This is a genomic window from Arthrobacter sp. 10T44 (genome assembly GCF_056393885.1).
Genome location: NZ_JBFTGT010000010.1, coordinates 71544 through 95378, shown reverse-complemented (window position 1 = coordinate 95378; position 23835 = coordinate 71544). Strand labels below are relative to the sequence as shown.

Genomic DNA, 23835 nt, shown 5'->3' with positions numbered 1-23835 from the left:
GCCGGGGCGGGTCAGTTGTTGCGGACGGCGTTGACCACGTAATCAACGGCCTTGTCAACGGTTACGTTCTCGGCGTTGCCACTGCGGCGGTCCTTGATCTCCACGACGCCGTCCACCAGCCCGCGCCCGACGGCGAGGATGGTGGGGACGCCCACGAGTTCGGCGTCGCCGAACTTGACGCCCGGGGACACCTTGGGGCGGTCGTCGTAGATGACCTCGAGGCCGGCGGCCTCCAGGTCGAGGGCCAGCTGCTCGGCGGCCGCGAAGATCTCCTCGCCGCGGCCCACCGCGACGACGTGGACGTCGGCCGGAGCGACGGCGCGCGGCCAGACCAGTCCCTTGTCATCGTGGTTGGATTCGGCCAGCGCGGCCACCGCGCGGGTGACGCCGACGCCGTATGAGCCCATGGTCACGACGACCTGCTTGCCGTTCTGGTCCAGGACCTTCAGGTCCAGGGCCTCGGCGTACTTGCGGCCTAGCTGGAAGATGTGTCCCATCTCGATGCCGCGGGCGGTTTCCAGCGGGCCGGAACCGTCGGGGGCTTCGTCGCCGGCGCGCACCTCGGTGCACTCGATTACGCCGTCCCAGCCGAAGTCGCGGCCGGCGACCAGGCCGAAGACATGCTTGCCGGCCTCGTTGGCGCCGGTGACCCAGGCGGTCCCGCGGACCACGCGGGGATCAACGAGGTAGAGGAGCTTTGAGGCAGCTTCGGCACCGAGCAGCGGCGCGTCCAGGGACAGGCCGGGGCCGATGTAGCCCTTGACCAGTAGGGCCTGCTTCTTGAGGTCTTCCTCGTTGGCTGCCTCGAGCGTGATCTCGCCGCCGATGGGCAGGAAGGCGCCGATGTTCGCTTCGACGCGCTTGAGGTCCACGCCGCGGTCGCCCGGCACGCCGATCACGACGAGCTGGCGTTCCCCGGTGGGCAGGGTCACGGCGAGGACCACGTTCTTGAGCGTGTCCGCGGCGGTCCAGGCGCCGCCGTCGGCCTCGCTGCGGGGAGCCAGGGCGTTGGCGGCGTCGACGAGCGTTTCGATCGTCGGCGTGTCCGGGGTGTCGCGGACCTCCGCGGCCGGGGCGTTGGAAAAGTCGATGTCCGCGGGGACAACGGTGGTGACGGCTTCGACGTTGGCTGCGTAGCCGCCGGCGGAGCGCACGAAGGTGTCCTCGCCGATCTCGGTGGGGTGCAGGAATTCCTCGCTCTTGGACCCGCCCATGGCGCCGGCCGTGGCCGTGACCGGGATGACCTCAAGGCCGAGGCGTTCGAAGATCTTCAGGTAGGCGCCGCGGTGCGCCGCGTAGCTGGCGTCCAGGCCGGCGTTGTCGACGTCGAAGGAGTAGGAGTCCTTCATGATGAATTCGCGGCCGCGCAGCAGGCCGGCCCGGGGACGGGCCTCGTCGCGGTACTTGTTCTGGATCTGGTAGATGCTCAGCGGCAGGTCCTTGTACGAGGAGTACAGGTCCTTGACCAGCAGGGTGAACATTTCCTCGTGCGTGGGGGCCAGCAGGTAGTCATTGCCCTTGCGGTCCTTGAGCCGGAAGATGCCCTCGCCGTACTCGGTCCAGCGGTTCGTCGCCTCGTAGGGCTCCTTCGGCAGCAGCGCGGGGAAATGCACTTCCTGCGCGCCGATGGCGGTCATTTCCTCACGGATGATCTGCTCCACCCGGCGCAGCACACTCAGCCCCAGCGGCAGCCAGGTGTAGATGCCCGGGGCCGCGCGGCGGATGTAGCCGGCCCGGACCAACAGCCGATGGCTGGCCACTTCGGCGTCGGCGGGGTCTTCACGCAGGGTGCGCAGGAACAGCTTTGAGAGTCGAAGGACCACTGGGAGGTATCCGTTTCTGAGGAAGTGCGGGTGGACTGGGTAGGTACGAAAATGTCCAGAGACTAATCTACCGCCAAGCCGGGGCCCGGTTCCCTTCCGGAAATGGAAGAGCCACGCCATGACACGGAAGCCCCTGGCCGTTTCCGGCTGGTCATCCTGTGATGGCGTGGCCCCTGCGACCCCAGTGCCGCTAAGTCCAAGGCTGCCGGGTTGACTGATGCTGCCCTGCCGGGTGGCACCCGCAGCCCACGGTTGGTTTCCCCCTGAGACCGCACGCGCCTGCACGGCGCGGCTAGCTAGAACCTATGTGATCCAAGTCGCTAAAACAAGAGTCTGCAACCAGATTTCTGTCATAAATGGCTGTCACGAACGTGTCTAGAAGAGCACGGTCGCAAAAGTTCCCACCTGGTGGAAACCCACCCGCTCATAGCTGGCGCGGGCACGGGTGTTGAAGTCGTTGACGTACAGGCTCGTGACAGGCGCCAGGGTCTGGGCCAGGACCACGACGGCGGCCATGTAGCCGGCGCTCAGGCCCAGCCCGCGGGAGGCCGGGTTCATCCAGACGCCCTGCACCTGTGTGACCTCCGGTGTCACCGCACCGAGTTCGGCCTTGAACACCACGTCGCCGTCCGGACCCAGATGGACCAGCGAGTGGCCGGCCCGGATCAGGCCCTTGACCCGGCGGCTGTAGTACTCTCGGCCGCCCAGGTAAGGCGAATAGCCCACTTCCTCCTCGAACATGGCCGCGCAGGCGGGCAGGATCCGGTCGAAGTCGGCGAGGTGGCCGAAGCCAAGCGCAGGGTTGGGCTCGACGGCCGGCGGCCCGGCGATGGTCAGGAGTGGCTGCTCGCTGCGGATTTCCTGGGCGGAATGGCCCAACTGCTCCAACGCGGCATGGAGCGCCAGGACCGCCTCGGCGGGGCCGAAGATGGAGGCGTAGCGGCGGCCGGCCCGGTGCGCCGCAGCTGCCACCGGGCCGGCCAGCTCCGGATCCAGCTGCACCGGCACCAGGTTGGCGCCGGCCCAGCAGGCGCCGACCAGGGCGCCGCCGTCGAACACGCCGAAAATGCTGGCGCCGCCGGCAGTGGGCGACGCCGTCCCGGCGGTCTCGAGGTGGGACAGGATGAAGACGTTGGCGACGGCGTCCTGCCGGGCCAGGTCCAGCAGGGCACGGGTGTCCGCCCCCGCCAGGACCCTGACGGTGAGGCCGGCGGTGAGGCCAGTGGCGGCGCCGGTTGCGGCACCGTCCCTACGAGACGCTAACCACGGGGCTACCCTGGACAGCATCTTCGCCATCGGACTCCCCCATCTCTTCAGCGAGACGCATGGCCTCTTCGATCAGTGTTTCAACAATCTGGTCTTCGGGAACAGTCTTGATGACTTCGCCCTTCACGAAGATCTGGCCCTTGCCGTTGCCGGAGGCGACGCCGAGGTCCGCTTCCCGGGCCTCGCCGGGACCGTTCACGACGCAGCCCATGACGGCGACGCGCAGCGGGACTTCCATGCCTTCCAGTCCGGCCGTGACCTGCTCGGCCAGCGTGTAGACGTCCACCTGGGCACGTCCGCAAGAGGGGCAGGAAACAATCTCGAGCTTGCGCGGGCGCAGGTTCAGGGACTGCAGGATCTGGTTGCCCACCTTGATTTCCTCCACCGGCGGTGCGGAAAGGGAAACCCGGATGGTGTCGCCGATCCCGCGGGAGAGCAGGGCGCCGAAGGCGGTGGCGGACTTGATGGTGCCCTGGAAGGCCGGGCCCGCCTCGGTCACGCCGAGGTGCAGCGGCCAGTCGCCCTTTTCCGCCAGCATTTCGTAGGCGGCCACCATGATCACGGGGTCGTTGTGCTTGACCGAGATCTTGAAGTCGTGGAAGCCGTGCTCTTCGAAGAGCGAGGCTTCCCAGACGGCGGATTCGACGAGGGCTTCGGGGGTGGCCTTGCCGTATTTCTTCAGGATGCCCGGCTCCAGCGACCCGGCGTTGACGCCGATCCGGATCGAGGTGCCGTGGTCCTTGGCCGCGCGGGCGATTTCCTTGACCTGGTCATCGAACTTGCGGATGTTGCCCGGGTTCACGCGGACGGCCGCGCAGCCGGCCTCAATCGCGGCGAACACGTACTTCGGCTGGAAGTGGATGTCCGCGATCACCGGGATCTGCGACTTCCTGGCAATGATCGGCAGGGCCTCGGCGTCGTCCGCGGACGGGCAGGCCACCCGGACAATGTCACAGCCTGAGGCCGTGAGTTCGGCGATCTGCTGCAGGGTGGCGTTGATGTCCGTGGTCGGAGTCGTCGTCATCGACTGCACGCTGATCGGCGAGTCGGAGCCGACGCCGACCGAGCCCACCTTGATCTGGCGGGTCTTCCGACGCGGGGCAAGAACGGGGGGCGGTGCCGACGGCATTCCCAGGCTGACCGAGGTCACGTGGACTCCTCTGTGAATCGAATTCTAGGTCGATGGATCGATGGCGGGATTGGCGGTGCGGGCTAGGCCGCAGGGCCGGCCAACAGGCCGGTCAGCGGAGCCCAAGCCATCGTACGGGTGCCGGAGATAGCGCTGGCACCGGCGAAGGGGTCCTGCTTGAGCAACTCATTCAGGGCCTCTTCGTCCGCGGCCTTGAAGATGAGCAGGGCGCCGGCGCCGTCCGAGTAGGGGCCGCTGGCCAGGATGGTGCCCTCCTGCGCAAGTGCGGCGGTCCATTCGCGGTGCGCGGGACGGGCAGCGTCCCGAGCTTCGGCGGATTCGGCATCGTAAACGTACTCAACAGCAAAAACAGTCATACAGCTACCCTATCGCCCTGCCCGCCCGGTTCCCATCCGCGCGGGCCCGTTCGCATTGTCGGGGATGTCCGACGCCGGCCCGGCTTCCGTTTGCGCCGCCTGGCGCCGTTTCCGCCGGGACGCGTCTCAGCCGAGGAAAAGCACCTTGGCGAGGGCCGCGACACCGGCCGCCCACAGCAGCGAGGTGAGGGTGCCGATGATGAACCGTTCCGCGGCCACCGGCGTTTCCTTCAGCTCCGCGAAGCGTCCGAGGCCCTTGATCGCCACGACGTAGGCGATCGCGACGGGCTGGCCGGTCAGGATGGCCAGGCAGACCGCCAACCGTTCGAGCACGCCGATGATCGCGCCGCCGCGCAGGATGCGGGTGCCGGCTCCCGGAACCGCGGGCACCGGTCCGGTGCCGTCCGCAGCAGCCTCCGGGGTGGCGCCGTCCTCCGCGGGCAGGGACGGCGCCGTAGCAGGCCGGGTGATCTCGCCGTCGACCGTTCCGTCCGCGTCGGGACTGTCAGGGGTACGGGAACCGCCGGCGGCGTCGGCCCGGCTGTCCGAGCGGTCATCAATGGTCCGGGCGAGCCGGAACACCAGGGCGGTGACCGGCCAGCCGGCGAACCCGGCAATCAGCAGGGCCAGCGTGATCCAGAGGGTGTTCACCGGTCTCCTTCGCTAGGGGCTTGGCGGGCGGCGTTCCGGCCGGCGTCGTTGTCCGGCCCGGCGGTCAGGCCGTTGGCCAGGGCCAGCAGCATTTCCGCAGCAGGCCTCGCCGCCCATTCTTCCTGCCAACCGGAACGAAGCAGCGCGCGGCTCACCGATTGTTCCGTGATTCCGAGTTGCCTGGCCGCGATCTTCTGGGTCCCGTGGGCGCCGGCGAGTCCCTGCCGGACGCCGCGCAGCACGTCGACCACCTTCCACTGCGCGGCGGTGCGGTCCTGGACAAGGCGCCCGATCAGCCGCAGCACGGCCTCCGCGTTGGCGCACTCAAGGGCGCCTGGCGAATCGTCCGCCGGGCCGGCGCCACTCCCCCGCCGTCGGCCGCCGGAGACGACGGCGAGCGGGACGTGGGAGGAGGCGGACTTGGCCCGTTCCACCGCGAGGCGGGCCGCGACAAAGGCCGGCCCCGAGCCTTCCCGCGGGCTCGCGGGCAGCGGGAGGTCCACGGACCCGACGCCGATGCCCACATACCAGCGCCCGCTGCGGAGCGCGTGCAGGGCAATCTCCACGACCTGGCCGGGGCGTTCCAGCACGCCCTGGACCTCGTCGCCGACGGAGCGCTCGAAGCGTGCGCCGGGGCAAAGCTGCACAAGTTCGGCCAGGAGCCCCGGGACGCGGTCGACGTCGGTGCTGCTGCCGCGCTGATCGATGGTCATCACGTACATAGCCCAACCCTAGGCGGCTGATCCTAATGTATCAACCGCTTAGGACTGATTATTCAAAATCAGCCGAAATAAGCTGAGGATAGCTAAACAGTCCCCCACGGTTAATTGGTTACCGGTTGGGGTGACCGGAGACCGCGGCGGCCGGTGCCCGCGGTGCCCGGCCGGCAGGACGTTGCCGGCCTAGCCGAAGAGGTTGACCGGCTTGACGATGTCCGCGTAGATCAACAGCGCGCCCATGCCCATCAGCAGCGCGGCCACAACGTAGGTCACCGGCAGCAGCTTGGCGATGTCGAACGCACCGGGGTCCGGCCGGCCCAGCAGCCGGGCAATTTGGCGGCGGGCCCCCTCGTACAGCGCCCCGGCAACATGGCCGCCGTCGAGCGGCAACAGCGGGACAAGGTTGAACACGGCCAGCGCGAAGTTAAGCCCGGCGAGCAGCCCAACCAAGGCGGCCAGCCGGCTCTGCAGCGGAACCTGTTCCATGGCGGCGACCTCGCCCGCCACGCGGCCCACCCCGACGACGCTGATGGGACCGTTGGGGTCGCGGGGCTCCTCGCTGAAGGCGGCCTGCGCCACGCCGGCCACGCGGGCCGGGAGGTTCACGACGACGCCGGCGATCTGCTTGATGTTCTCGCCGGCCAGCGGCAGCACGGCTGACGCCGGCTGCTGCACTAGCGCGGTCTGGGCGCCGATGCCAAGGAAGCCGACGTCCTGGTAGCGGAGCTTGCCGTCGGCGTCCTTGGCTTGCCGGCCGTCCGCCCCGACGACCGGCCGCGAGGACAGCACCGGAGTGACAGTGGTGGCGACCGGAGCGCCGTCGCGCTCCACCGTGATGCCGACCTGCTTGCCCGCCGAAGCGCGGATCCAGCCGGTGAGCTCCTCCCAGCTGGTGACCGCCCTGCCGTCGAAGGAGGTGATGCGGTCGCCCGGCTTGAGGCCCGCGGCGGCGGCGGGAGTGGGCTTGCAGTCGGCCGAGTTCGGATCCACGGTCTCGCCGGCCTTTACCTGGCATTTGGAGACGTCGGCGATGGTGGTGGTGGACGCGGACACGCCGAAGCCCATCAGCAGCACGGCGGTCAGCGCCACGCCGATCAGCAGGTTCATCGCGGGGCCGCCGAGCATGATGATGATCTTTTTCCAGACCGGGAGCCGGTAGAAGACCCGGTTCCCGTCGTCCGGACCGATTTCCTCGTGCGCCAGGGAACGCGCGTCGGCGGCGAGGGACTGGAACATGCCGGTGCTGGAGGGCCGGACGCTGCCGTCGGCCTTGTTCGGCGGGTACATGCCGATCATGGAAACGAAGCCGCCGAGCGGGATCGCCTTGAAGCCGTACTCGGTCTCGCCCCGGCGCTTTGACCAGATGGTGGGTCCGAAGCCGATCATGTACTTAGTGACCCGCACCTTGAAGAGCTTGGCCGGGACCAGGTGCCCCACCTCGTGCAGGGCGATGGACACGGCGATGCCGATCACGACGAAGACGACGCCGAGGATAAAGAGGACAACGGGACTCATGCTGGGCTTTGCTACTTCCTGGGCACTGGTGGGCTACTTCTTAGGCACTTCCCACGGACAAACGCTCGAGCGTCCGCGCACGTGCCCACTGTTCAGCATCCAGCACGGATTCGACCGTCAGCCCGGAGGATCCTGAATGCTCACTGAGGACGGCTTCGATGGTATCGACAATATCGGTGAAGCGGATCCGGCCGGCGTGGAAGGCCGTCACGGCTTCCTCGTTGGCGGCGTTGAAGACCGCCGGGAAGGTGCTGCCCCGCCTGGCGGCGTCCTTGGCCAGGCCGACGGCGGGGAACGCGCGGGTGTCCAGCGGCTCGAAGGTCCAGCTGGTGGCCTTGCTCCAGTCGCAGGGCTGCGCGGCGCCGGCCACCCGGTCCGGCCAGCCCAGGCCCAGGGCGATGGGCAGCCGCATGTCCGGCGGCGAGGCCTGGGCGATGGTGGAACCGTCCACGAACTGGACCATCGAGTGCACCACCGACTGCGGGTGGACCACGACGTCGATCCGCTCCAGCGGGATGTCGAAGAGCAGGTGGGCCTCGATGACTTCCAGGCCCTTGTTGACCAGGCTCGCGGAGTTGGTGGTGACCATCAGGCCCATGTCCCAGGTGGGGTGCGCGAGGGCATCCCGGGGGGTGACGTCCTGCAGCTGCTCCCGCGTCATGCCGCGGAACGGGCCGCCCGAGGCCGTCAACACCAGCCGGTCCACCTCGGCGGCCGTGCCGGAACGCAGGCACTGGGCAATCGCCGAGTGCTCGGAATCGACCGGGACGATCTGGCCTTCGCGGGCGGCCGCCTTGACCAGGGCTCCGCCCACGATCAGGGATTCCTTGTTCGCCAGCGCCAGCGTGGCGCCGGATTTGAGCGCGGCCAGCGTGGGGGCGAGCCCGATCGAGCCGGTGATGCCGTTGAGCACGACGTCGGCGGGGATTTCCGCGATCCGGGTGGAGGCGTCGGGGCCGGTGATGATCTCCGGACGGTAGCCGGTGACGCCGGCCGCGCGGGCGGCGTCGTCGATCAGCTGTTGAAGCGCCACCGCGTCCCCGCTGGCGATGCCGACGGCCCGGGCCCGGGTGTGCACGGCCTGCCGGGCGAGGAGGTCGGGGTTGCCGCCGCCGGCGCTGAGGGCCACGATCTCGAAGAGGTGCGGGGCGCCGTCGACGACGTCGATGGCCTGGGTGCCGATGGACCCCGTGGATCCGAGGAGGACGATTGTGCGCGGCTGCATGGCTTAAGTATCCCGCACCGCGCGAAGTGGCAGGTCACGGCAGTGTTTGCGAGGAACACTGCCGTGATCTGTCAGCTCGGCGATTACACGGACACGGGCGGCGTCACGCCGGCTCCAGCTCGTAGCGTCGTTCGGGACGGCCCGCGCCATACTTGAGGCGGACGCCCACCCTCGCCTCGTCGTGCAGGTACTCCAGGTAGCGGCGGGCGCTGACGCGGGACGTGCCCAGCAGGTCCGCGACTTCGGCCGCCGAGAGATCCGCCTCGGCCGCCTGAAGCACGTCGACCACCCGCCGCAGGGTCTCGGCGCTGCACCCCTTGGGGAGGCGGATTTCCGTGCGGTCCCCGCGCTCGGTGCGTTCCAGCCCGAAGACGCGGTTCACGTCCGCCTGTTCGGCCACGTCCTTGGCCTGGTCCAGCCCCTGGTAGGCGTTGCGATAGTGCTCCAGCCGCTCCTGCAGGTCCGACTGCGAAAACGGCTTGATCAGGTAATGCACAATCCCGCCCCGCAGTGCCCGGCGGACGGTCTCGACCTCGCGGGCCGCGCTGATCACCAGCACGTCCAGTTCCGGCGCCGTCTCCCGCAGCCTGGCCATCAGGTCCAGCCCATTAATGTCGGGGAGGTGAATGTCGAGGAGGACCAGGTCCGGCTGCAGCCGGGCGGTTTCGGCGAGCGCCTGGGCTCCGGTGTGCGCCAGGCCCACGACGGCGAAGCCGGGTGTGCGCTGAATGAATCCGGAATGGACTTTTGCCACCATGAAGTCGTCGTCGACGATGAGGACATTGATCACAGCCTGCCCACCTTTCCTTTCCCCGGCGCCCGCTTGGCCGGCGTCCTTTTCAGCCGGGCCGTAAAGACTGCCCCGCCGTCGTTAGCCACTGTGAGGCTTCCGCCGCTGCGCCGGCAGACCACGCGCGAGAGCGCCAGGCCAAAGCCCCGGCCGCCGTCGGGACCGGGTTGCTTGGTGCTGAACCCCTGGCGGAAGATCTCATCGGCCGCCGCGCCGTCAATGCCCGGGCCGGTGTCCCTCACGGTCACGACAACTTCCCCCTGGCTGTCTTCGACAAGGACCCGGACAGAGGCCTCCGTTGCCGCCGTGACGGCGTCGAGTGCGTTGTCCACGAGGTTTCCGGCGACGGTGGTCAGGTCCCGGGAAAGTTCGTCCCCCACCCGCGACAGTGACGACGCGGGGTCCAGCTGCAGCAGCACTCCGCGCTCCACGGCGAGGCTCGACTTGGCGATGAGCAGAGCGGCGAGCGCCGGGTCCTGGATGCGGCTGGTCACGTCGTCGCTGAGCCGCGTCCGGTCCACGGTGACGCCGTTGACGAACTGCACCACGGAGTCGTACTCGCCAATCTGGATCAGTCCCGAGATGACGTGCAGCTGGTTTGCGAACTCGTGGGCCTGCGCCCTGAGGGTGTCCGTGGCCGTACGCGTTGCACCGAGCTCGCGTTCCAGTGACGAGAGCTCAGTCCGGTCACGCAAGGTAGCGACGGAACCCATAACCCGGCCCTTCGAACGAATGGGCACCCGGTTCAGCACCACGAGTCGTTCCCCCACCAAAACCATCTGGTCCTGGCCCGGCTGTTCGCCGGTCATCACTTCCTTGAGCGCCGGTTCAACCGGGAGCCCGGCCAGGTCCTTGCCCACGCAGTCCGGCGGCAGGCCCAGCAGCGCCCGGGCACTGTCGTTCGCCACGGTAATCCGTCCGCGAAGGTCCAGTGCCACCACTCCCTCCTTGAGCCCGAAAAGCATCGCCTCGCGGTTCTCCACCAGGCCGGAGATTTCGCTCGGCTCCATGCCGAGGGTCTGCCGCTTCACCCTGCGGGAGAGCAACAAGGAGCCGGCGACGCCGAGCACGCTGGCGACGCCCAGGTAAGTGAGCAGGTTGGGGATGGCGTCGCCCAGCCGTTCCCACGCGGAAGGGTAGTTCCGGCCGATCGAGGCAATGCCGATCATGGTGCCGGAATCGTCCAGGACGGGAACGTGGGCTGAGAGCAGGACGGTGCCCGTTCCTCCCACCACACCGGTCCAGGCCCGTCCCTCCATGACGCGGCTCTCCCCTAGTTGCAGCGAGCGGCCCAGCAAGGACGGGTCTGAGGAGGCCACAACCGTGCGGTCCAGCTTGGCGAGCGCGACCTGCGACGACCCGGAAACCGTCCGGACGGATTCCGCCACCGACGGCAGGGCCGAGCCTTTTGCCGGCTCTGCCGCGGGAAGCAACGCCCGGACGGCGGGATTGCTGCCCAGCGCTTCGGCGGCGGATAGCGCCCGGCGGCCCTCGATGCGCTCGAAGGCGGCACCAGACTGCGCCAGCGAAATGGCGACGACGCCCACCAACACGGCCATGACAATAAGCAACTGCAGAACCAGATACTGTCCTGCCAGGGACATTCCTCTTCGTCGAGTCACGAACTGTCTTTCCTCAGGGTGCTTGCCACGCCGCGGGAGCGCGGGAACGGCGCGTCTGTGCATCACGATCCGCGGCGGTGCCGTGAACTATACCCCACCCAACGGTGCCGCTTCCGCTCCGCTGCGGGCCATGTGAAGTGCCGGAAACGTGAACGAAATGAACTTAACTTTCTCTGCGTACACAAGAGTGGCCCCCGTCACGTCGGCCCCTAACATCAAACCACCGGCCAGTCCGCTGGCCGATTATTGACTAACCAAATTTGAGAAGAGGAAACATGCGCCAAATCCGCGCATTGCGAATTGCCGCCGTCGCTGCCGGCATCGCGCTGATGGCCACCGGCTGCGGTGCCACCGGCAAGAGCTCCACCGGTACGGCCAGCTCCGGAGCCGCTGCGGGGCCCATCACGGGCCTGCAGATCCTGGTGCCCAACACCCCGGGCGGAGGGTACGACACCACGGCCCGCGCCGCCGCGAAGGTCCTCGACGACGAGAAGATCGCCAGCAACACGGAGGTCTTCAACCTCGCCGGCGCCGGCGGTACGGTGGGCCTGGCCCGCGTGGTCAACGAGAAGAGCAACGGCGACCTCGCCATGCTGATGGGCCTCGGCGTCGTCGGCGCGAGCTACACCAACAAGTCCGGGTCGAAGCTTACGGACACCACTCCGCTGGCCCGGCTCATCGAAGAGCCAGGCGCGATCATGGTCGCCAAGGACTCCCCGTATAAAACCATCAAGGACCTGGTGGCGGCGTGGAAGGCCAATCCCGGATCGATCAGCGTAGGCGGCGGCTCCTCCCCCGGCGGGCCCGACCACCTTCTCCCCATGCAGCTGGCCGGTGCAGTCGGCATCGACGCGACCAAGGTCAACTTCGTTTCCTACGACGGCGGCGGCGATCTCCTTCCGGCCATCCTCGGCAACAAGCTCGGCTTCGCCGCCTCCGGTGCCGGTGAGTACCTGAAGCAGATCGAGTCCGGCGAAGTCCGCGTGCTGGCGACCAGCGGGGAGAAGCGCCTCGACGGCGTCGACGCCCCCACGCTCAAGGAATCCGGCATCGACCTGGTCTTCAGCAACTGGCGCGGTGTTGTTGCCCCTCCCGGCATCAGCGACGCCGACAAGGCTTCCCTGATCGCTGCCCTGGAGAAGATGCACGGCACCGCTTCGTGGAAGGAGGCCCTCAAGTCGCACAGCTGGTCCGACGCCTTCCTCACCGGTGACGACTTCAAGTCCTTCCTGACCGAGCAGGACAAGCGCGTGGCCGATGTCTTGACGAAGCTTGGACTGGCGTGACGTCTTTGACTTCCAGGCTCAAAGGCCGCTCCGAGCTGGGGGTCGCCCTCCTGCTCGGGGCGGCCGGCGGGGTGGTCCTATGGGACGCCGTCGGCCTGGTAACCCCGTACTCCAAATCGGACCCGGTCGGCCCGAAAACGGTCCCCTACATCGTGGCCGGCCTGCTGATTGTGTGCGCGGTGATGCTGGCCATCAACGTGCTGCGGGGCGGACACGGCGAGACTGAAGGTGGCGAGGACGTCGACCTGTCCCATCCTGCCGACTGGAAGACCGTGCTTCCCCTCGCGGGAGCGTTCATCGCCAACGTCCTGATCATTGATTGGGCCGGCTGGGTCATTTCCGGAACCGTTCTCTTTTGGGGCAGCGTCTGGGCCCTCGGCAGCCGGCACTACGTCCGCGACGGGCTGATCTCCGTTGCCCTGTCCCTGCTCACCTTCTATGGCTTCTACCTCGGCCTCGGAATTTCGCTGCCCGCCGGGCTGCTGGAAGGGATCCTCTAAATGGACGTCTTTAGTTCCTTGATGGACGGCTTCGCCACCGCCCTGACCCCCATGAATTTCCTCTACGCCGTGATCGGCGTGGTCCTTGGCACCGCCGTCGGCGTCCTGCCGGGACTGGGCCCGGCGATGACCGTGGCGCTCCTGCTCCCCGTCACGTACGTGCTGGAGCCCACCAGCGCCTTCATCATGTTCGCCGGCATCTACTACGGCGGCATGTACGGCGGATCCACCACCTCGATCCTGCTCAACACCCCCGGTGAGTCCTCGTCCGTGGTCACGGCCATTGAAGGCAACAAGATGGCCAAGGCCGGGCGGGCCGCCCAGGCACTGGCCACCGCGGCCATCGGTTCCTTCGTGGCCGGAACAATCGGCACCGCCCTCCTCGCGGTCTGCGCACCCATTGTGGTCAAATTCGCCGTCAGCCTCGGATCGCCGAGCTACTTCGCCATCATGGTCCTGGCGCTCCTGGCCGTCACCGCAGTGCTCGGTTCCTCCCGCCTCCGCGGTTTCGCCTCGCTGGGCCTTGGCCTGGCGATTGGGCTGGTCGGAATGGACTCCGTCACAGGGCAGGCGCGCCTCACGTTCGGCCAGCCGCTGCTCAGTGATGGGCTCGACATCGTGGTGGTAGCCGTGGCCATCTTCGCCGTGGGCGAAGCCCTGTGGGTGGCCGCCCACCTTCGCCGGACCCCGCTCCACATCATCCCGGTGGGGCAGCCCTGGATGGGCAAAGAGGACTGGAAGCGGTCCTGGAAGCCCTGGCTGCGGGGAACCGTGCTCGGCTTCCCGTTTGGTGCGCTGCCCGCCGGGGGCGCGGAGATCCCGACTTTCCTGTCCTACGTCACGGAAAAGCGGCTCACCAAGCACCCCGAGGAGTTCGGCAAGGGCGCCATCGAGGGTGTCGCCGGACCGGAAGCCGCCAACAACGCGGCGGCGGCCGGCACCCTGACCCCGATGCTGGCGCTGGGGCTGCCGACCAACGCCACCGCCGCCGTGATGCTGGCGGCCTTCACCTCGTACGGCATCCAGCCGGGGCCGCAGCTGTTCGAGAGCGAGGGACCGCTGGTGTGGGCCCTTATTGCCAGCCTCTTCATCGGAAACTTCCTGCTGTTGGTCATCAACCTGCCGCTGGCACCGCTCTGGGCAAAACTCCTGCAGCTGCCGCGACCGTACCTGTACGCCGGGATCCTTTTCTTCGCCACCCTTGGCGCCTACTCCGTGAACCTGCAGGCGTTCGACCTGGTGATCCTGCTGGTGCTCGGCGCGCTCGGGTTCATGATGCGCCGGTTCGGCCTGCCGGTCCTGCCGCTCATCCTCGGCGTGATCCTGGGCCCCCGGGTCGAAGGCCAACTGCGCAAAACACTGCAGCTTAGCGCCGGGGACCCGGCCGGTCTGTGGAGCGAGCCGATCGCCGTCGGCATCTACGTCATCGTGGCGATCATCCTGGCGTGGCCGCTGCTGCTGAAGGCCTGGCGCAGGTCGCGGCCACAGGCGGAGCCGGCGTTTGCCGGCATGCACGCCACGCCGGAGGCTGACCCTGACCGGACAGACGCCGGTGGCGCGAACGCCCAGCCCTTCGATGACCGCGACATGGACACCACCACGAACACAGCAGCAGGACGACAGGAGCGACCATGAGCATCATCGTTGGCTACCTTCCCACTCCGGAGGGAACGGCGGCACTCGAAGCAGCCATCAGCCAGGCCCGCAAGGATGCGAAACTCCTGGTGGTGATCAATTCCTCACGGGGCGACGCCCTCGTGGACAAGCGCTACGCCGAGGATGAGGAGATCGTCGGGATCGAGGAACGGCTGAAGAAGGAGGGCATCGAGCACCTCGTCCAGCAGCCGGTCCGTGGAAACGACGCAGCCACCGAGGTCCTGCAGGCAGCAGAACAGCACCGGGCGGACCTGATCGTCATCGGCCTTCGGCGGCGCACCCCGGTGGGGAAACTCATCATGGGGAGCACGGCCCAGCAGATCCTCCTCGAGGCAGGCTGCCCGGTGCTTGCCGTAAAGGCCGGCCACCAGCCCTGACCGGGCCCTAAGCCCGAAATGACACTTCGCGGCAATGCCTGGGTGCAGCATTGCCGCGAAGTGTCATCTCGCGAGGGCAGTTGTCACGGGCGTCCGGCGCGGCGGAGCGTGGCTTCGGCGTGCTTGAGGATGGGACCGTCGATCATCTTGCCCTGGTACTGGAACACGCCCGTTCCGGCGGCAGCGGCGGCGCGGAGCAGTTCGGTGGCCGCGGCGACGTCGGATTCGGACGGGGCGTAGGCGTCCCGGACCACGGCCACCTGGTTCGGGTGGATGCAGGCCTTGGAGCCGAAGCCGGACGCGACGGCGTCGCGGGCCTCGGCTCCGAGGCCGTCAAGGTCGGGAATGTTAACGTAGACGGAGTCGATCGCGTCCTTGCCGAACGCGCGGGCGGCCAGCAGCACGGTGGAGCGGGCGTGCAACGCAACGGCGCGGTAGCCGCCGTCGTCGCTCCGGCTGGAGGTGCCGCCAAGTGAGGCGAGCAGGTCCTCGGCGCCCCACATCAGGCCCACCACGTTGGGTTCCGCGGCGATAGCGGCGGCGTTGACGATGCCGGCGGCCGTCTCGCACAAGGCGATCACGCTGTAGCCCTCGAGCTCTTTGAGCTGGGCGGCGCTTTCGGCCTTGGCAAGCATCACGTGCCGGTAGGGAGTGTGCTTGAGGCAGTGCAGGTCTTTCTCAAACTCCTCCGTACCGGCCGGGTTGAGCCGGATGATTGTGCGGCTGGGATCCAGTTCGGGGACGTCCCCGGCGGAGCCGAGCTGGGCGAGAATGGCGCCGCGGGCGCGCTGCTTGTCGGCCGGCGCGACGGCGTCCTCGAGGTCCACGATGACGGCATCGGAGCGCTCGGCGGCCTTTTGGTAGCGCTCGGGTCGGTCGGCGGGGCAAAACAGCAGGGCGGGGCCCATCAGGAAGCTCATGCTTCGATTGTCCCCTTTTCGGCTGCGTCTTTCTGCCCCGGTGCCTGCTGCGCCGGTTCCTGCTGTGAGGCATGCGCCTCCCGCGTCCACATCAGGCAACTGCGGGTCGCTAGGGCCACCACGACGCCGTCCTGGTTCCGGCCGGTGTGCTGCATGGTCACGATGCCCTGGCCTGGCCGGGACGAGGAGAGCCGCTTGCCGGTGACCACGGTCTCCGTGTAGAGCGTGTCCCCGTGGTACAGCGGGTGCGGGAAGGACACGTCCGTCAGTCCCAGCTGCGCGATGATGGTTCCTTGGGTCAGTTGCGGGACGGACTGCCCTACCAGGGTGGCGAGGGTGAACATGGAGTTCATCAGCCGCTGGCCGAACGGCTGTCCGGCGCTCCAGGCGGCGTCGAGGTGCAGCGCCTGGGTGTTCATGGTCATGGTGGTGAACAGGACGTTGTCCGTCTCCGTCACGGTCCGGCCGGGCCGGTGCGCGTAGAGCACGCCCTCTTCAAGTTCGTCGAAGTAGAGCCCGCGCTGTTCAATCACCCGGCGGCCGGTTCCGGACCCGGGCGCTGCATTCGTTGTCATACGGTGAGTTCCTGGTCTTCCTCGAAGAGTTCGGCGCCGGTGGCCGCGGCCACGTCCTCCGCGGTGACGTCGGGCGCCAGCTCGCGCAGCACCAGCCGGGACTTGCCGCCTTCGGTCACGACGTCGATCACGGCAAGGTCGGTGATGATCCGGTCGACGCAGCCCTTGCCGGTCAGCGGCAGGGTGCACCGTTCCACGATTTTCGGGTTGCCGTTGCGGTCCACGTGCTCCATCATCACGATCACGTTCTTGGCGCCGAAGACCAGGTCCATCGCCCCGCCCATGCCCTTGACCATCTTGCCGGGGATCATCCAGTTGGCGAGGTCCCCGTTCTGCGCCACTTCCATGGCGCCGAGCACCGCCACGTCGACGTGGCCGCCGCGGATCATGCCGAAGGATGCGGCCGAGTCGAAGAACGCGGCGCCCTTGTTGACGGTGACCGTTTCCTTGCCGGCGTTGATCAGGTCCGGGTCCACCTGGTCCTCGGCCGGGTAGGGCCCGACGCCGAGGATCCCGTTCTCCGAGTGCAGCACCACCTCGACGCCGGCCGGAATGTAGTTGGGGATCAGCGTGGGCATCCCGATGCCGAGGTTGACGTACTGGCCGTTGTGCAGCTCCTGGGCCACCCGGGCGGCCAGTTCGTTGCGCGTCCAGCCCTTGCCTTGCACGCCGGCGGGGTGTTCGACGGCGGAACGCCGGTATTCGTGCCGGACCGCTTCGGGCCTGGGCGGCGCGCCCTGCGCGTTGTTCGTCTCCACGGCTATGCTCCTGCCTTCTCGGTGGTGCTGGAGGTGGTGCTGGAGGTGGTGCGCTTTTCGATCCGTTTCTCCGCCTGCGGCGCGAGGACCACCCGCTGGACAAAGATGCCGGGGACGTGGACGTGCTCCGGGTCCAGCTCCCCCGGCTCCACGAGCTCCTCAACCTCGGCGATGGTGATCCGGCCGGCCATGGCGCAGAGCGGATTGAAGTTCATTGCGGTGGCATGGAACACCAGGTTGCCGTGCCGGTCGCCCTTCCAGGCGTGCACCAGGCCGAAGTCGGGGGTCAGTGCCTCCTCCAGCACGTAGTCGGCGCCGTGGAAGCTGCGGACTTCCTTGGCTGCGGAGGCGATAGCGACGGTCCCGTCGGCGTCGTACTTCTGCGGCAGGCCGCCGTCGGAGACCTGGGTCCCGACGCCGGCGGGCGTGTAGAAGGCCGGGATGCCGGCTCCGCCGGCGCGCAGCTTCTCGGCCAGCGTGCCCTGCGGGGTCAGGACTACTTCGAGTTCGCCGGCCAGGTATTGCCGGGCGAATTCCTTGTTCTCCCCCACGTACGAGCTGATGGTGCGGCGGATCCGGCCGTCCTTGAGCAGGATGCCGAGCCCCCAGTCGTCCACGCCGCAGTTGTTGCTCACAGTTTCCAGATCCGTCGCGCCGCTCTCATGCAGGGCGTCGATTAGCGCCACCGGGATGCCGCACAGCCCGAAGCCGCCGACGGCGAGGGAGGCGCCGTCGGGGATGTCCGCGACGGCCTCGGCGGCGCTGGCAACAACTTTGTTGATCATCGGTGACCCTTCCGGCCGGCTACAGTCCCAGTTCGCGGGCGATCAGCATCAGCTGGACCTCCGTGGTGCCCTCGCCGACTTCGAGGATCTTGGAGTCGCGGTAGTGGCGCGCCACGGTGAATTCGTTGATGAAGCCATAGCCGCCGAACACCTGGGTGGCGTCCCGCGCGTTGTCCATGGCTGCCTCGCCTGCGACCATCTTAGCGATGGCCGCCTGTGTCTTGAACGGCTTGCCGGCGAGCATCCGGGCGGCCGCGTCGTAGTAGGCCAGGCGGGCGGTGTGGGCGCGGGCTTCCATCCGGGCGATCTTGAACGCGATGGCCTGGTACTTGCCGATGTTCTGGCCGAAGGCGCTGCGCTCCTTGGCGTATTTCACCGACTGGTCCACGCAGCCCTGGGCGGCGCCGACGGCGAGGGCGGCGATCGCGATCCGGCCCTCGTCGAGGATGGAGAGGAAGTTCGCGTAGCCGCGGCCCCGGGTGCCGAGCAGGTTTTGCTCGGGGACACGGACGTTGTCGAGGGTCAGCGGGTGGGTGTCCGAGGCGTTCCAGCCGACCTTGTTGTAGGCCTTCTCCGCCGTGAAGCCGGGCGTGCCGGCGGGCACCAGGATGGTGGAGATTTCCTTCTTGATGCTTCCGTCCGGGCGTTCCTGCTGGCCGGTCACCGCGGTGACGGTGACGAGCTTGGTGATATCGGTGCCGGAGTTGGTGATGAACTCCTTGTTTCCGTTGATGACCCACTCCCCGCCCTCGAGGCGCGCGGTGGTCTTGGTGCCGCCGGCGTCGGAGCCTGCCTCGGGCTCGGTCAGGCCGAAGCCTGCGAGCGCCTTGCCGGAGGCCAGCAGCGGCAGCCATTCCTGCTTCTGCGCGTCGGTGCCGAAGCGGTGGATCGGCATGGCGCCGAGCGAGACGCCGGCCTCGAGGGTGATCGCGACCGACTGGTCCACGCGGCCGAGCTGTTCCAGGGCCAGGGCGAGGGCGAAGTAGTCCCCGCCCATGCCGCCGAACTCTTCCGGGAACGGCAGTCCGAACAGGCCCATGTCCGCCATCTGCGAGACGACCTCGTAGGGGAAGCTGTGCTCTTCGTCGTGCTTGGCGGAAACCGGGGCCACCACCTGGTCGGCGAATTCGCGGACGGTGTTGCTGAGGTCCTGGTAGTCCTCGCTGAGTTCAAAATCTGGCATGGGGGTGACTCCTGTGTCTGGTGTGGCTGTGGTGTGGTGGTGGGCGTACGGGGCTAGTCCGCCGCGCCCATCGCGATGACGGCTTCTTCGATCGTGTCTTCGGCTTTCGACGGCTCGGCGGGGTGGATGGTGGCCAGCACCTGGTCCGCCTTGACGAGGTCTCCGGTGCCGGCGCTGATGTGGACGGTGCCGTCCAGCGGCGCCACCAGCTGGTGCTCCATCTTCATGGCCTCCACCGAGAGCAGGACCTGTCCGGCTGTCACGGTCTCGCCGTTGCTGACCGAGACGGACACCACGGTGCCGGGCATCGGCGAGCGCACCGCCGGGTCGGCGGCGCCTTCCTCGCGTTCGACGGCGGCCAGCACCCGGGCGAGCCGGGCCTCGCGGCTCAGCACCTCGAGGCGGCAGGACCAGCCGTCGTTGCCGAGGAATATGTCGGTGGGCGCAGGGCTGTCCGGCCCCGGGTGGTCGGGGCCCGTGGACACCTGTGCAAGGGAAAACCGTCGGGCTTCCCCGTCGAGGGTCACCTCTGCCTGGTTGCGCCCGGCGAAACCCAACGATGCTGTGCGTTGCGGGCCGCCATTGACGCTGACCGTCGCAGTCCCCCGCCCTAGCGAGCCGGACACCTCAACGTTGGCGATTCCGCCGTCGGGCGTTCCGAGACTGATCCGGCGCGGGGCAGCTGCACCGAGCCTCCAGCCGTCACGGCGGCGCCAAGGTCCTTCCCCGGCGTCAACTGAATCGGGTTCCCGCATCGCCGCGGCGAAGACGGCGGCAGCGGCCACCTCGAAGTCGCCCGCATGCCGGAACGTGAACTCGGGCATCTTGCGTTCGATCAGGCCGGTGTCGAGGCGTCCGGCGCGGACATCGGCGTCATTGATCAGCAGCCGCAGGTACTCGACGTTGGTGTCAATGCCTAGGGCGGTGTACCCGGCGAGCGCCCGGTCCAGGGTGTCCAGGGCCTCCGCCCGGTCCCCGCCCCAGGCGATGACCTTGGAAATCATCGGGTCGTAGCTGCTGGAGATCTGGAGGCCCTCCAGCAGGGCCGAGTCGACACGGACGCGGCCCGCTGCGGCATCCGGCTCTTCGTCCAGCAGCACGACGCGTCCGATGGATGGAAGGAAGTTCTTCTCCGGTATCTCGGCGTATACCCGGGCCTCCACCGAGTGTCCGGTCAGCACGACGTCGTCCTGGCGGAGGGTGAGTTCCTCCCCGGCGGCGATCCGCACCTGCCATTCGACCAGGTCCACGCCGGTGACCATCTCGGTGACCGGGTGTTCGACCTGCAGCCGGGTGTTCATCTCCATAAAGAAGAACTCGTCCGGGGCGTTGTCCGAGACGAGGAACTCCACGGTGCCGGCGCCGCTGTAGCTGACGCTGCGTGCGGCCTGGCAGGCGGCCTCGCCAATCCGGGCACGGATGTCCGCCCCGTCGGGCAGGGTTTCGAGCAGCGGGGAGGGTGCCTCCTCGATGACCTTCTGGTGCCGGCGCTGCAGGGAGCACTCACGCTCGCCAAGGTGGATGACGTTGCCGTGGTTGTCCGCCAGCACCTGGACCTCGATGTGGCGCGGCGTGGTGACGAGCCGTTCCAGGAACAGGGTGTCGTCGCCGAAGGCACTCGCCGCCACCCGGCGGGCGGTGGCCAGCGTGGCTTCCAGGTCCTCAGGCCGGTCGACGACGTGCATCCCCTTGCCGCCGCCGCCGGCGGAGGGCTTGATCAGCAGCGGGAAGCCGACGCCGGCCGCCGCCTCGATCAGCTGCGTGTCGGTCATGCCGGGTTCGGCGATGCCCGGAACCACGGGGACGCCGTAGCCGGTGACGTGGTTCTTGGAGCGGATCTTGTCTCCCATGACGTTCAGGGATTCGACGCCGGGCCCAATGAACGTGATCCCGGCTTTTTCCAGTGCGCGGGCAAAGTCGACGTTCTCGCTCAGGAAGCCGTAGCCGGGGTGCACGGCGTCGGCGCCGGTGTCCCGGCAGGCCTGGATGATGGCCTCGATCTTGAGGTAGCTCTCGGTGGCGGCCGCGGGGCCGATCCGGACGGCGACGTCCGCCTCGCGCACGTGGCGGGCGTCGGCGTCGGCGGCGGAATAGACCGCCACGGAACGGATGCCGAGGGCCCGGAGGGTGCGGATCACTCGGCAGGCGATCTCGCCGCGGTTGGCGACGAGGACGGTGCCGAAGAGCGGCTTCCGGGGTGCTGGAAGAGAAGTAGTCGACGAAAAAGTAGTCATTGCTGGCTCACATCCGGAACAGGCCGAAGGAGGTCTCCGGCAGCGGGGTGCGGGAGACGACGTCGAGCGCCAGTCCCAGGACGGTGCGGGTGTCCGCGGGGTCGATTACGCCGTCGTCCCAGAGGCGGGCAGTGGAGTAGTAGGGGCTGCCCTGGTCCTCGTACTGGGCCTTGATGGGGGCCTTGAAGGCTTCCTCGTCCGCGGCGGACCATTCCTCGCCGCGGGCCTCGTACTGGTCCCGCTTGACGGTGGCGAGCACGCTGGAGGCCTGGTTGCCGCCCATCACCGAGATCCGGGAAGCCGGCCACATCCAGAGGAAGCGCGGCGAGTAGGCGCGGCCGCACATCGAGTAGTTGCCGGCGCCGAAGGACCCGCCGATCACCACCGTGAGTTTGGGAACCCGGGCGGTGGCGACGGCGGTGACCATCTTGGCGCCGTTCTTGGCGATGCCGCCCTGCTCGTAGTCCTTGCCGACCATGAAGCCGGAGAGGTTCTGCAGGAAGATCAGCGGGATGCCGCGCTGGTCGCAGAGTTCGATGAAGTGCGCGCCCTTGAGCGAGGACTCGCTGAAGAGCACGCCATTGTTCGCCACGATGCCTACGGGGTGGCCGTGCAGCTTCGCGAAGCCGGTGACCAGGGTGGTGCCGTAGTTCTTCTTGAATTCGTGGAAGCGGCTGCCGTCCACCAGCCGGGCGATAACCTCGCGGACGTCGTACTGCGCGTTGACGTCGGTGGGCACCGCTCCGTACAGCTCGTCCGGGTCGGCAACGGGGTCGACGACGGTGTCCACGTCCCAGACGGGGGCCGCCGGCTTCGGCAGGGTGGAGACGATGTCCCGGACAATCTGCAGGGCGTGTTCATCGTTCTCGGCGAGGTGGTCGGTGACGCCGGAGATCTTGGAGTGCACCTCGCCGCCGCCAAGTTCCTCGGCCGTGACGATCTCGCCGATCGCGGCCTTCACCAGCGGCGGGCCGCCGAGGAAGATGGTGCCCTGGTTGCGGACGATCACGGTCTCGTCGCTCATCGCGGGAACGTAGGCGCCGCCGGCGGTGCAGGAGCCCATCACCGAGGCGATCTGCGGGATCTTGGCTGCGGACATCTTGGCCTGGTTGAAGAAGATCCGGCCGAAGTGCTCCTTGTCCGGGAAGACCTCGTCCTGCTTTGGCAGGAAGGCGCCGCCGGAGTCCACGAGGTAGATGCAGGGCAGCCGGTTCTCCAGCGCGATTTCCTGCGCCCGGAGGTGCTTCTTCACCGTCATCGGATAGTAGGTGCCGCCCTTGACGGTGGCGTCGTTGGAGATGACCAGGACCTGGCGGCCGTGGACCAGGCCGATCCCGGCAATCACCCCGGCGCCCGGCGAGTCGCCGTTGTACATGCCCTCGGCCGCCAGCGGGGCGATCTCCAGGAAGGGGCTGCCGTCGTCGAGCAGCCGGTCGATCCGTTCCCGCGGGAGCAGCTTGCCGCGTGCCACGTGCCGTTGCCGGGACTTCTCCGGCCCGCCCAGCGCGACGGCGGCGAGGCGGTCCTTCAGCTCCCGGGCCAGGCCGAGCTGCGCCTCGCGGTTCGCGGCGTAGCCCGGGCTGCCCGCGTCCAGCTGGCTGGCGATTGTCTCCATTGACTGCTTTCCGTCCCCGGCCGTGCGGTGCCCGCCCCCGTGGGGCGTCCCGGCCATTTCGGTTAGTAACGCATAACTGAGATTTAGGTTAGTCTCTATTAACTGTGATGTCCAACACAGGATAGTCTCAACACAGGACAGTCGAGAGGGACGCCGGTGACCGAGTCCAGCCAGACAACCCAGCGAAGCCAGGCCAAGGAGAACCGCCGGAAGGCGCTGCTCACTGCGGCGGCCGCCCTCTTCGCAGCGGACGGCTTCAACCGCGTTTCCTTGGAGGACCTGGGCGCCGCCGCCGGGGTCAGCGGGCCCGCCGTGTACCGCCACTTCGCCGGCAAGCAGGCGGTCCTCGGGGCCCTGCTGCTCAGTGTCAGCCAGGACCTCCTGGAGGGCGGCCGCAGCGTGGTGGCCGGATCCGAGGGTGCCGCCGCGGCCCTCGCCGGGCTGGTCGAATTCCACGTGGACTTCGCGCTCAGCAACCCGGACGTCATCCGGGTCCAGGACCAGGACTTCAGCAACCTCGACGACGATGACGAGGCCGAGGTCCGCACCCTGCAGCGCAACTATGTGGAGCTCTGGGTGGACGTCCTGGCCGGGTTGCATCCGGACACCGATCCGGCTGAGCTGCGAATGCGCGCGCACGCCACCTTCGGCCTGATCAACTCCACGCCGCACTCGGTACGCAACCACGGGCGCCGGATGGCCCTCAAGCGCGCCCGGCCACTGCTCGAAAGCATGGCCCTGGCCGCCCTGACGGCGCCGGCCACACCGCGCCCGCTCGGCTGAGGGCTGGCCTCTTCCCGGCTCAACCCCGCAGCACTCCGGGGGCACA

At 68.2% G+C, this 23835-nt stretch carries 22 protein-coding genes; 5 read left to right on the top strand and 17 right to left on the bottom strand.

Going from position 1 to position 23835, the window contains the following annotated elements; translation table 11 throughout:
• Positions 1 to 11: 11 nt before the first annotated feature.
• The 10 genes from AC1DBL_RS15235 to AC1DBL_RS15190 form a co-directional block, all read right to left on the bottom strand.
• Positions 12 to 1823, bottom strand: a complete 1812-nt coding sequence (locus tag AC1DBL_RS15235; RefSeq protein ID WP_476917539.1) for a proline--tRNA ligase — start codon at positions 1821 to 1823, stop codon at positions 12 to 14.
• Between the two features lie 375 nt (positions 1824 to 2198).
• The gene (locus tag AC1DBL_RS15230; RefSeq protein ID WP_476893551.1) at positions 2199 to 3110 is read right to left on the bottom strand and encodes a GNAT family N-acetyltransferase; all 912 of its coding nucleotides are present in this window, start codon (positions 3108 to 3110) and stop codon (positions 2199 to 2201) included.
• Positions 3073 to 4239 (bottom strand): flavodoxin-dependent (E)-4-hydroxy-3-methylbut-2-enyl-diphosphate synthase, encoded by a 1167-nt coding sequence (ispG, locus tag AC1DBL_RS15225; RefSeq protein ID WP_138769799.1) that lies wholly within the window; start codon positions 4237 to 4239, stop codon positions 3073 to 3075. Before ispG ends, AC1DBL_RS15230 begins: the two co-directional genes overlap by 38 nt.
• Before the next feature lie 62 nt (positions 4240 to 4301).
• A complete protein-coding gene (locus AC1DBL_RS15220; protein WP_441419349.1) occupies positions 4302 to 4595 on the bottom strand; it encodes a YciI family protein in 294 nt (97 codons plus the stop codon).
• A gap of 126 nt (positions 4596 to 4721) precedes the next feature.
• Positions 4722 to 5246: a hypothetical protein gene (locus tag AC1DBL_RS15215; RefSeq protein ID WP_441419348.1), complete on the bottom strand. Its 525-nt coding sequence runs from the start codon at positions 5244 to 5246 to the stop codon at positions 4722 to 4724.
• The gene (locus AC1DBL_RS15210; RefSeq protein WP_441419347.1) at positions 5243 to 5968 is read right to left on the bottom strand and encodes a MarR family transcriptional regulator; all 726 of its coding nucleotides are present in this window, start codon (positions 5966 to 5968) and stop codon (positions 5243 to 5245) included. Before AC1DBL_RS15210 ends, AC1DBL_RS15215 begins: the two co-directional genes overlap by 4 nt.
• Positions 5969 to 6148: 180 nt before the next feature.
• Complete coding sequence (locus AC1DBL_RS15205; protein ID WP_476893548.1) at positions 6149 to 7480, bottom strand: M50 family metallopeptidase; 1332 nt, start codon at positions 7478 to 7480, stop codon at positions 6149 to 6151.
• A 40-nt stretch (positions 7481 to 7520) separates the two neighbouring features.
• Positions 7521 to 8705: a 1-deoxy-D-xylulose-5-phosphate reductoisomerase gene (gene dxr / locus AC1DBL_RS15200; RefSeq protein ID WP_441419345.1), complete on the bottom strand. Its 1185-nt coding sequence runs from the start codon at positions 8703 to 8705 to the stop codon at positions 7521 to 7523.
• Between the two features lie 103 nt (positions 8706 to 8808).
• The gene (locus tag AC1DBL_RS15195) at positions 8809 to 9495 is read right to left on the bottom strand and encodes a response regulator (RefSeq protein WP_476926412.1); all 687 of its coding nucleotides are present in this window, start codon (positions 9493 to 9495) and stop codon (positions 8809 to 8811) included.
• Positions 9492 to 11099, bottom strand: a complete 1608-nt coding sequence (locus AC1DBL_RS15190) for a sensor histidine kinase (protein WP_476926411.1) — start codon at positions 11097 to 11099, stop codon at positions 9492 to 9494. The genes AC1DBL_RS15195 and AC1DBL_RS15190 overlap by 4 nt, the downstream gene beginning before the upstream one ends.
• Before the next feature lie 293 nt (positions 11100 to 11392).
• On the opposite strand from AC1DBL_RS15190, the gene AC1DBL_RS15185 reads away from it, so the two are divergent.
• From AC1DBL_RS15185 to AC1DBL_RS15170, 4 genes are read left to right on the top strand one after another with little or no spacing between them, the layout of a single operon-like run.
• Positions 11393 to 12403: a Bug family tripartite tricarboxylate transporter substrate binding protein gene (locus AC1DBL_RS15185; protein ID WP_476926410.1), complete on the top strand. Its 1011-nt coding sequence runs from the start codon at positions 11393 to 11395 to the stop codon at positions 12401 to 12403.
• Positions 12400 to 12903 (top strand): tripartite tricarboxylate transporter TctB family protein, encoded by a 504-nt coding sequence (locus AC1DBL_RS15180; RefSeq protein WP_441419341.1) that lies wholly within the window; start codon positions 12400 to 12402, stop codon positions 12901 to 12903. Before AC1DBL_RS15185 ends, AC1DBL_RS15180 begins: the two co-directional genes overlap by 4 nt.
• Positions 12904 to 14538 carry a tripartite tricarboxylate transporter permease gene (locus tag AC1DBL_RS15175; protein WP_476926409.1) on the top strand — a complete coding sequence of 545 codons (1635 nt, stop codon included), beginning with the start codon at positions 12904 to 12906 and terminating at the stop codon, positions 14536 to 14538.
• Positions 14535 to 14936, top strand: a complete 402-nt coding sequence (locus AC1DBL_RS15170) for a universal stress protein (RefSeq protein ID WP_476909708.1) — start codon at positions 14535 to 14537, stop codon at positions 14934 to 14936. Before AC1DBL_RS15175 ends, AC1DBL_RS15170 begins: the two co-directional genes overlap by 4 nt.
• A gap of 83 nt (positions 14937 to 15019) precedes the next feature.
• On the opposite strand, the gene AC1DBL_RS15165 is transcribed toward AC1DBL_RS15170, so the two are convergent.
• The 7 genes from AC1DBL_RS15165 to AC1DBL_RS15135 are packed head-to-tail and all read right to left on the bottom strand — an operon-like array spanning position 15020 to position 23006.
• Positions 15020 to 15856: an HpcH/HpaI aldolase/citrate lyase family protein gene (locus tag AC1DBL_RS15165; RefSeq protein ID WP_476926408.1), complete on the bottom strand. Its 837-nt coding sequence runs from the start codon at positions 15854 to 15856 to the stop codon at positions 15020 to 15022.
• Positions 15853 to 16431, bottom strand: coding sequence for a MaoC family dehydratase (locus AC1DBL_RS15160; RefSeq protein WP_441419337.1), 579 nt, complete (start codon positions 16429 to 16431; stop codon positions 15853 to 15855). The genes AC1DBL_RS15165 and AC1DBL_RS15160 overlap by 4 nt, the downstream gene beginning before the upstream one ends.
• The gene (locus AC1DBL_RS15155) at positions 16428 to 17189 is read right to left on the bottom strand and encodes a CoA transferase subunit B (RefSeq protein WP_441419336.1); all 762 of its coding nucleotides are present in this window, start codon (positions 17187 to 17189) and stop codon (positions 16428 to 16430) included. Before AC1DBL_RS15155 ends, AC1DBL_RS15160 begins: the two co-directional genes overlap by 4 nt.
• Positions 17190 to 17191: 2 nt before the next feature.
• Entirely contained in the window at positions 17192 to 17974 is a 783-nt protein-coding gene (locus tag AC1DBL_RS15150; RefSeq protein ID WP_441419335.1) for a CoA transferase subunit A, read from the bottom strand.
• A 19-nt stretch (positions 17975 to 17993) separates the two neighbouring features.
• Positions 17994 to 19157 carry an acyl-CoA dehydrogenase family protein gene (locus AC1DBL_RS15145; protein WP_441419334.1) on the bottom strand — a complete coding sequence of 388 codons (1164 nt, stop codon included), beginning with the start codon at positions 19155 to 19157 and terminating at the stop codon, positions 17994 to 17996.
• A gap of 53 nt (positions 19158 to 19210) precedes the next feature.
• Positions 19211 to 21391: an acetyl/propionyl/methylcrotonyl-CoA carboxylase subunit alpha gene (locus AC1DBL_RS15140; protein ID WP_476926407.1), complete on the bottom strand. Its 2181-nt coding sequence runs from the start codon at positions 21389 to 21391 to the stop codon at positions 19211 to 19213.
• A gap of 7 nt (positions 21392 to 21398) precedes the next feature.
• Positions 21399 to 23006, bottom strand: coding sequence for a carboxyl transferase domain-containing protein (locus AC1DBL_RS15135; protein WP_441419332.1), 1608 nt, complete (start codon positions 23004 to 23006; stop codon positions 21399 to 21401).
• A 156-nt stretch (positions 23007 to 23162) separates the two neighbouring features.
• On the opposite strand from AC1DBL_RS15135, the gene AC1DBL_RS15130 reads away from it, so the two are divergent.
• Entirely contained in the window at positions 23163 to 23789 is a 627-nt protein-coding gene (locus tag AC1DBL_RS15130) for an SACE_7040 family transcriptional regulator (RefSeq protein WP_441419331.1), read from the top strand.
• Positions 23790 to 23835 lie beyond the last annotated feature (46 nt).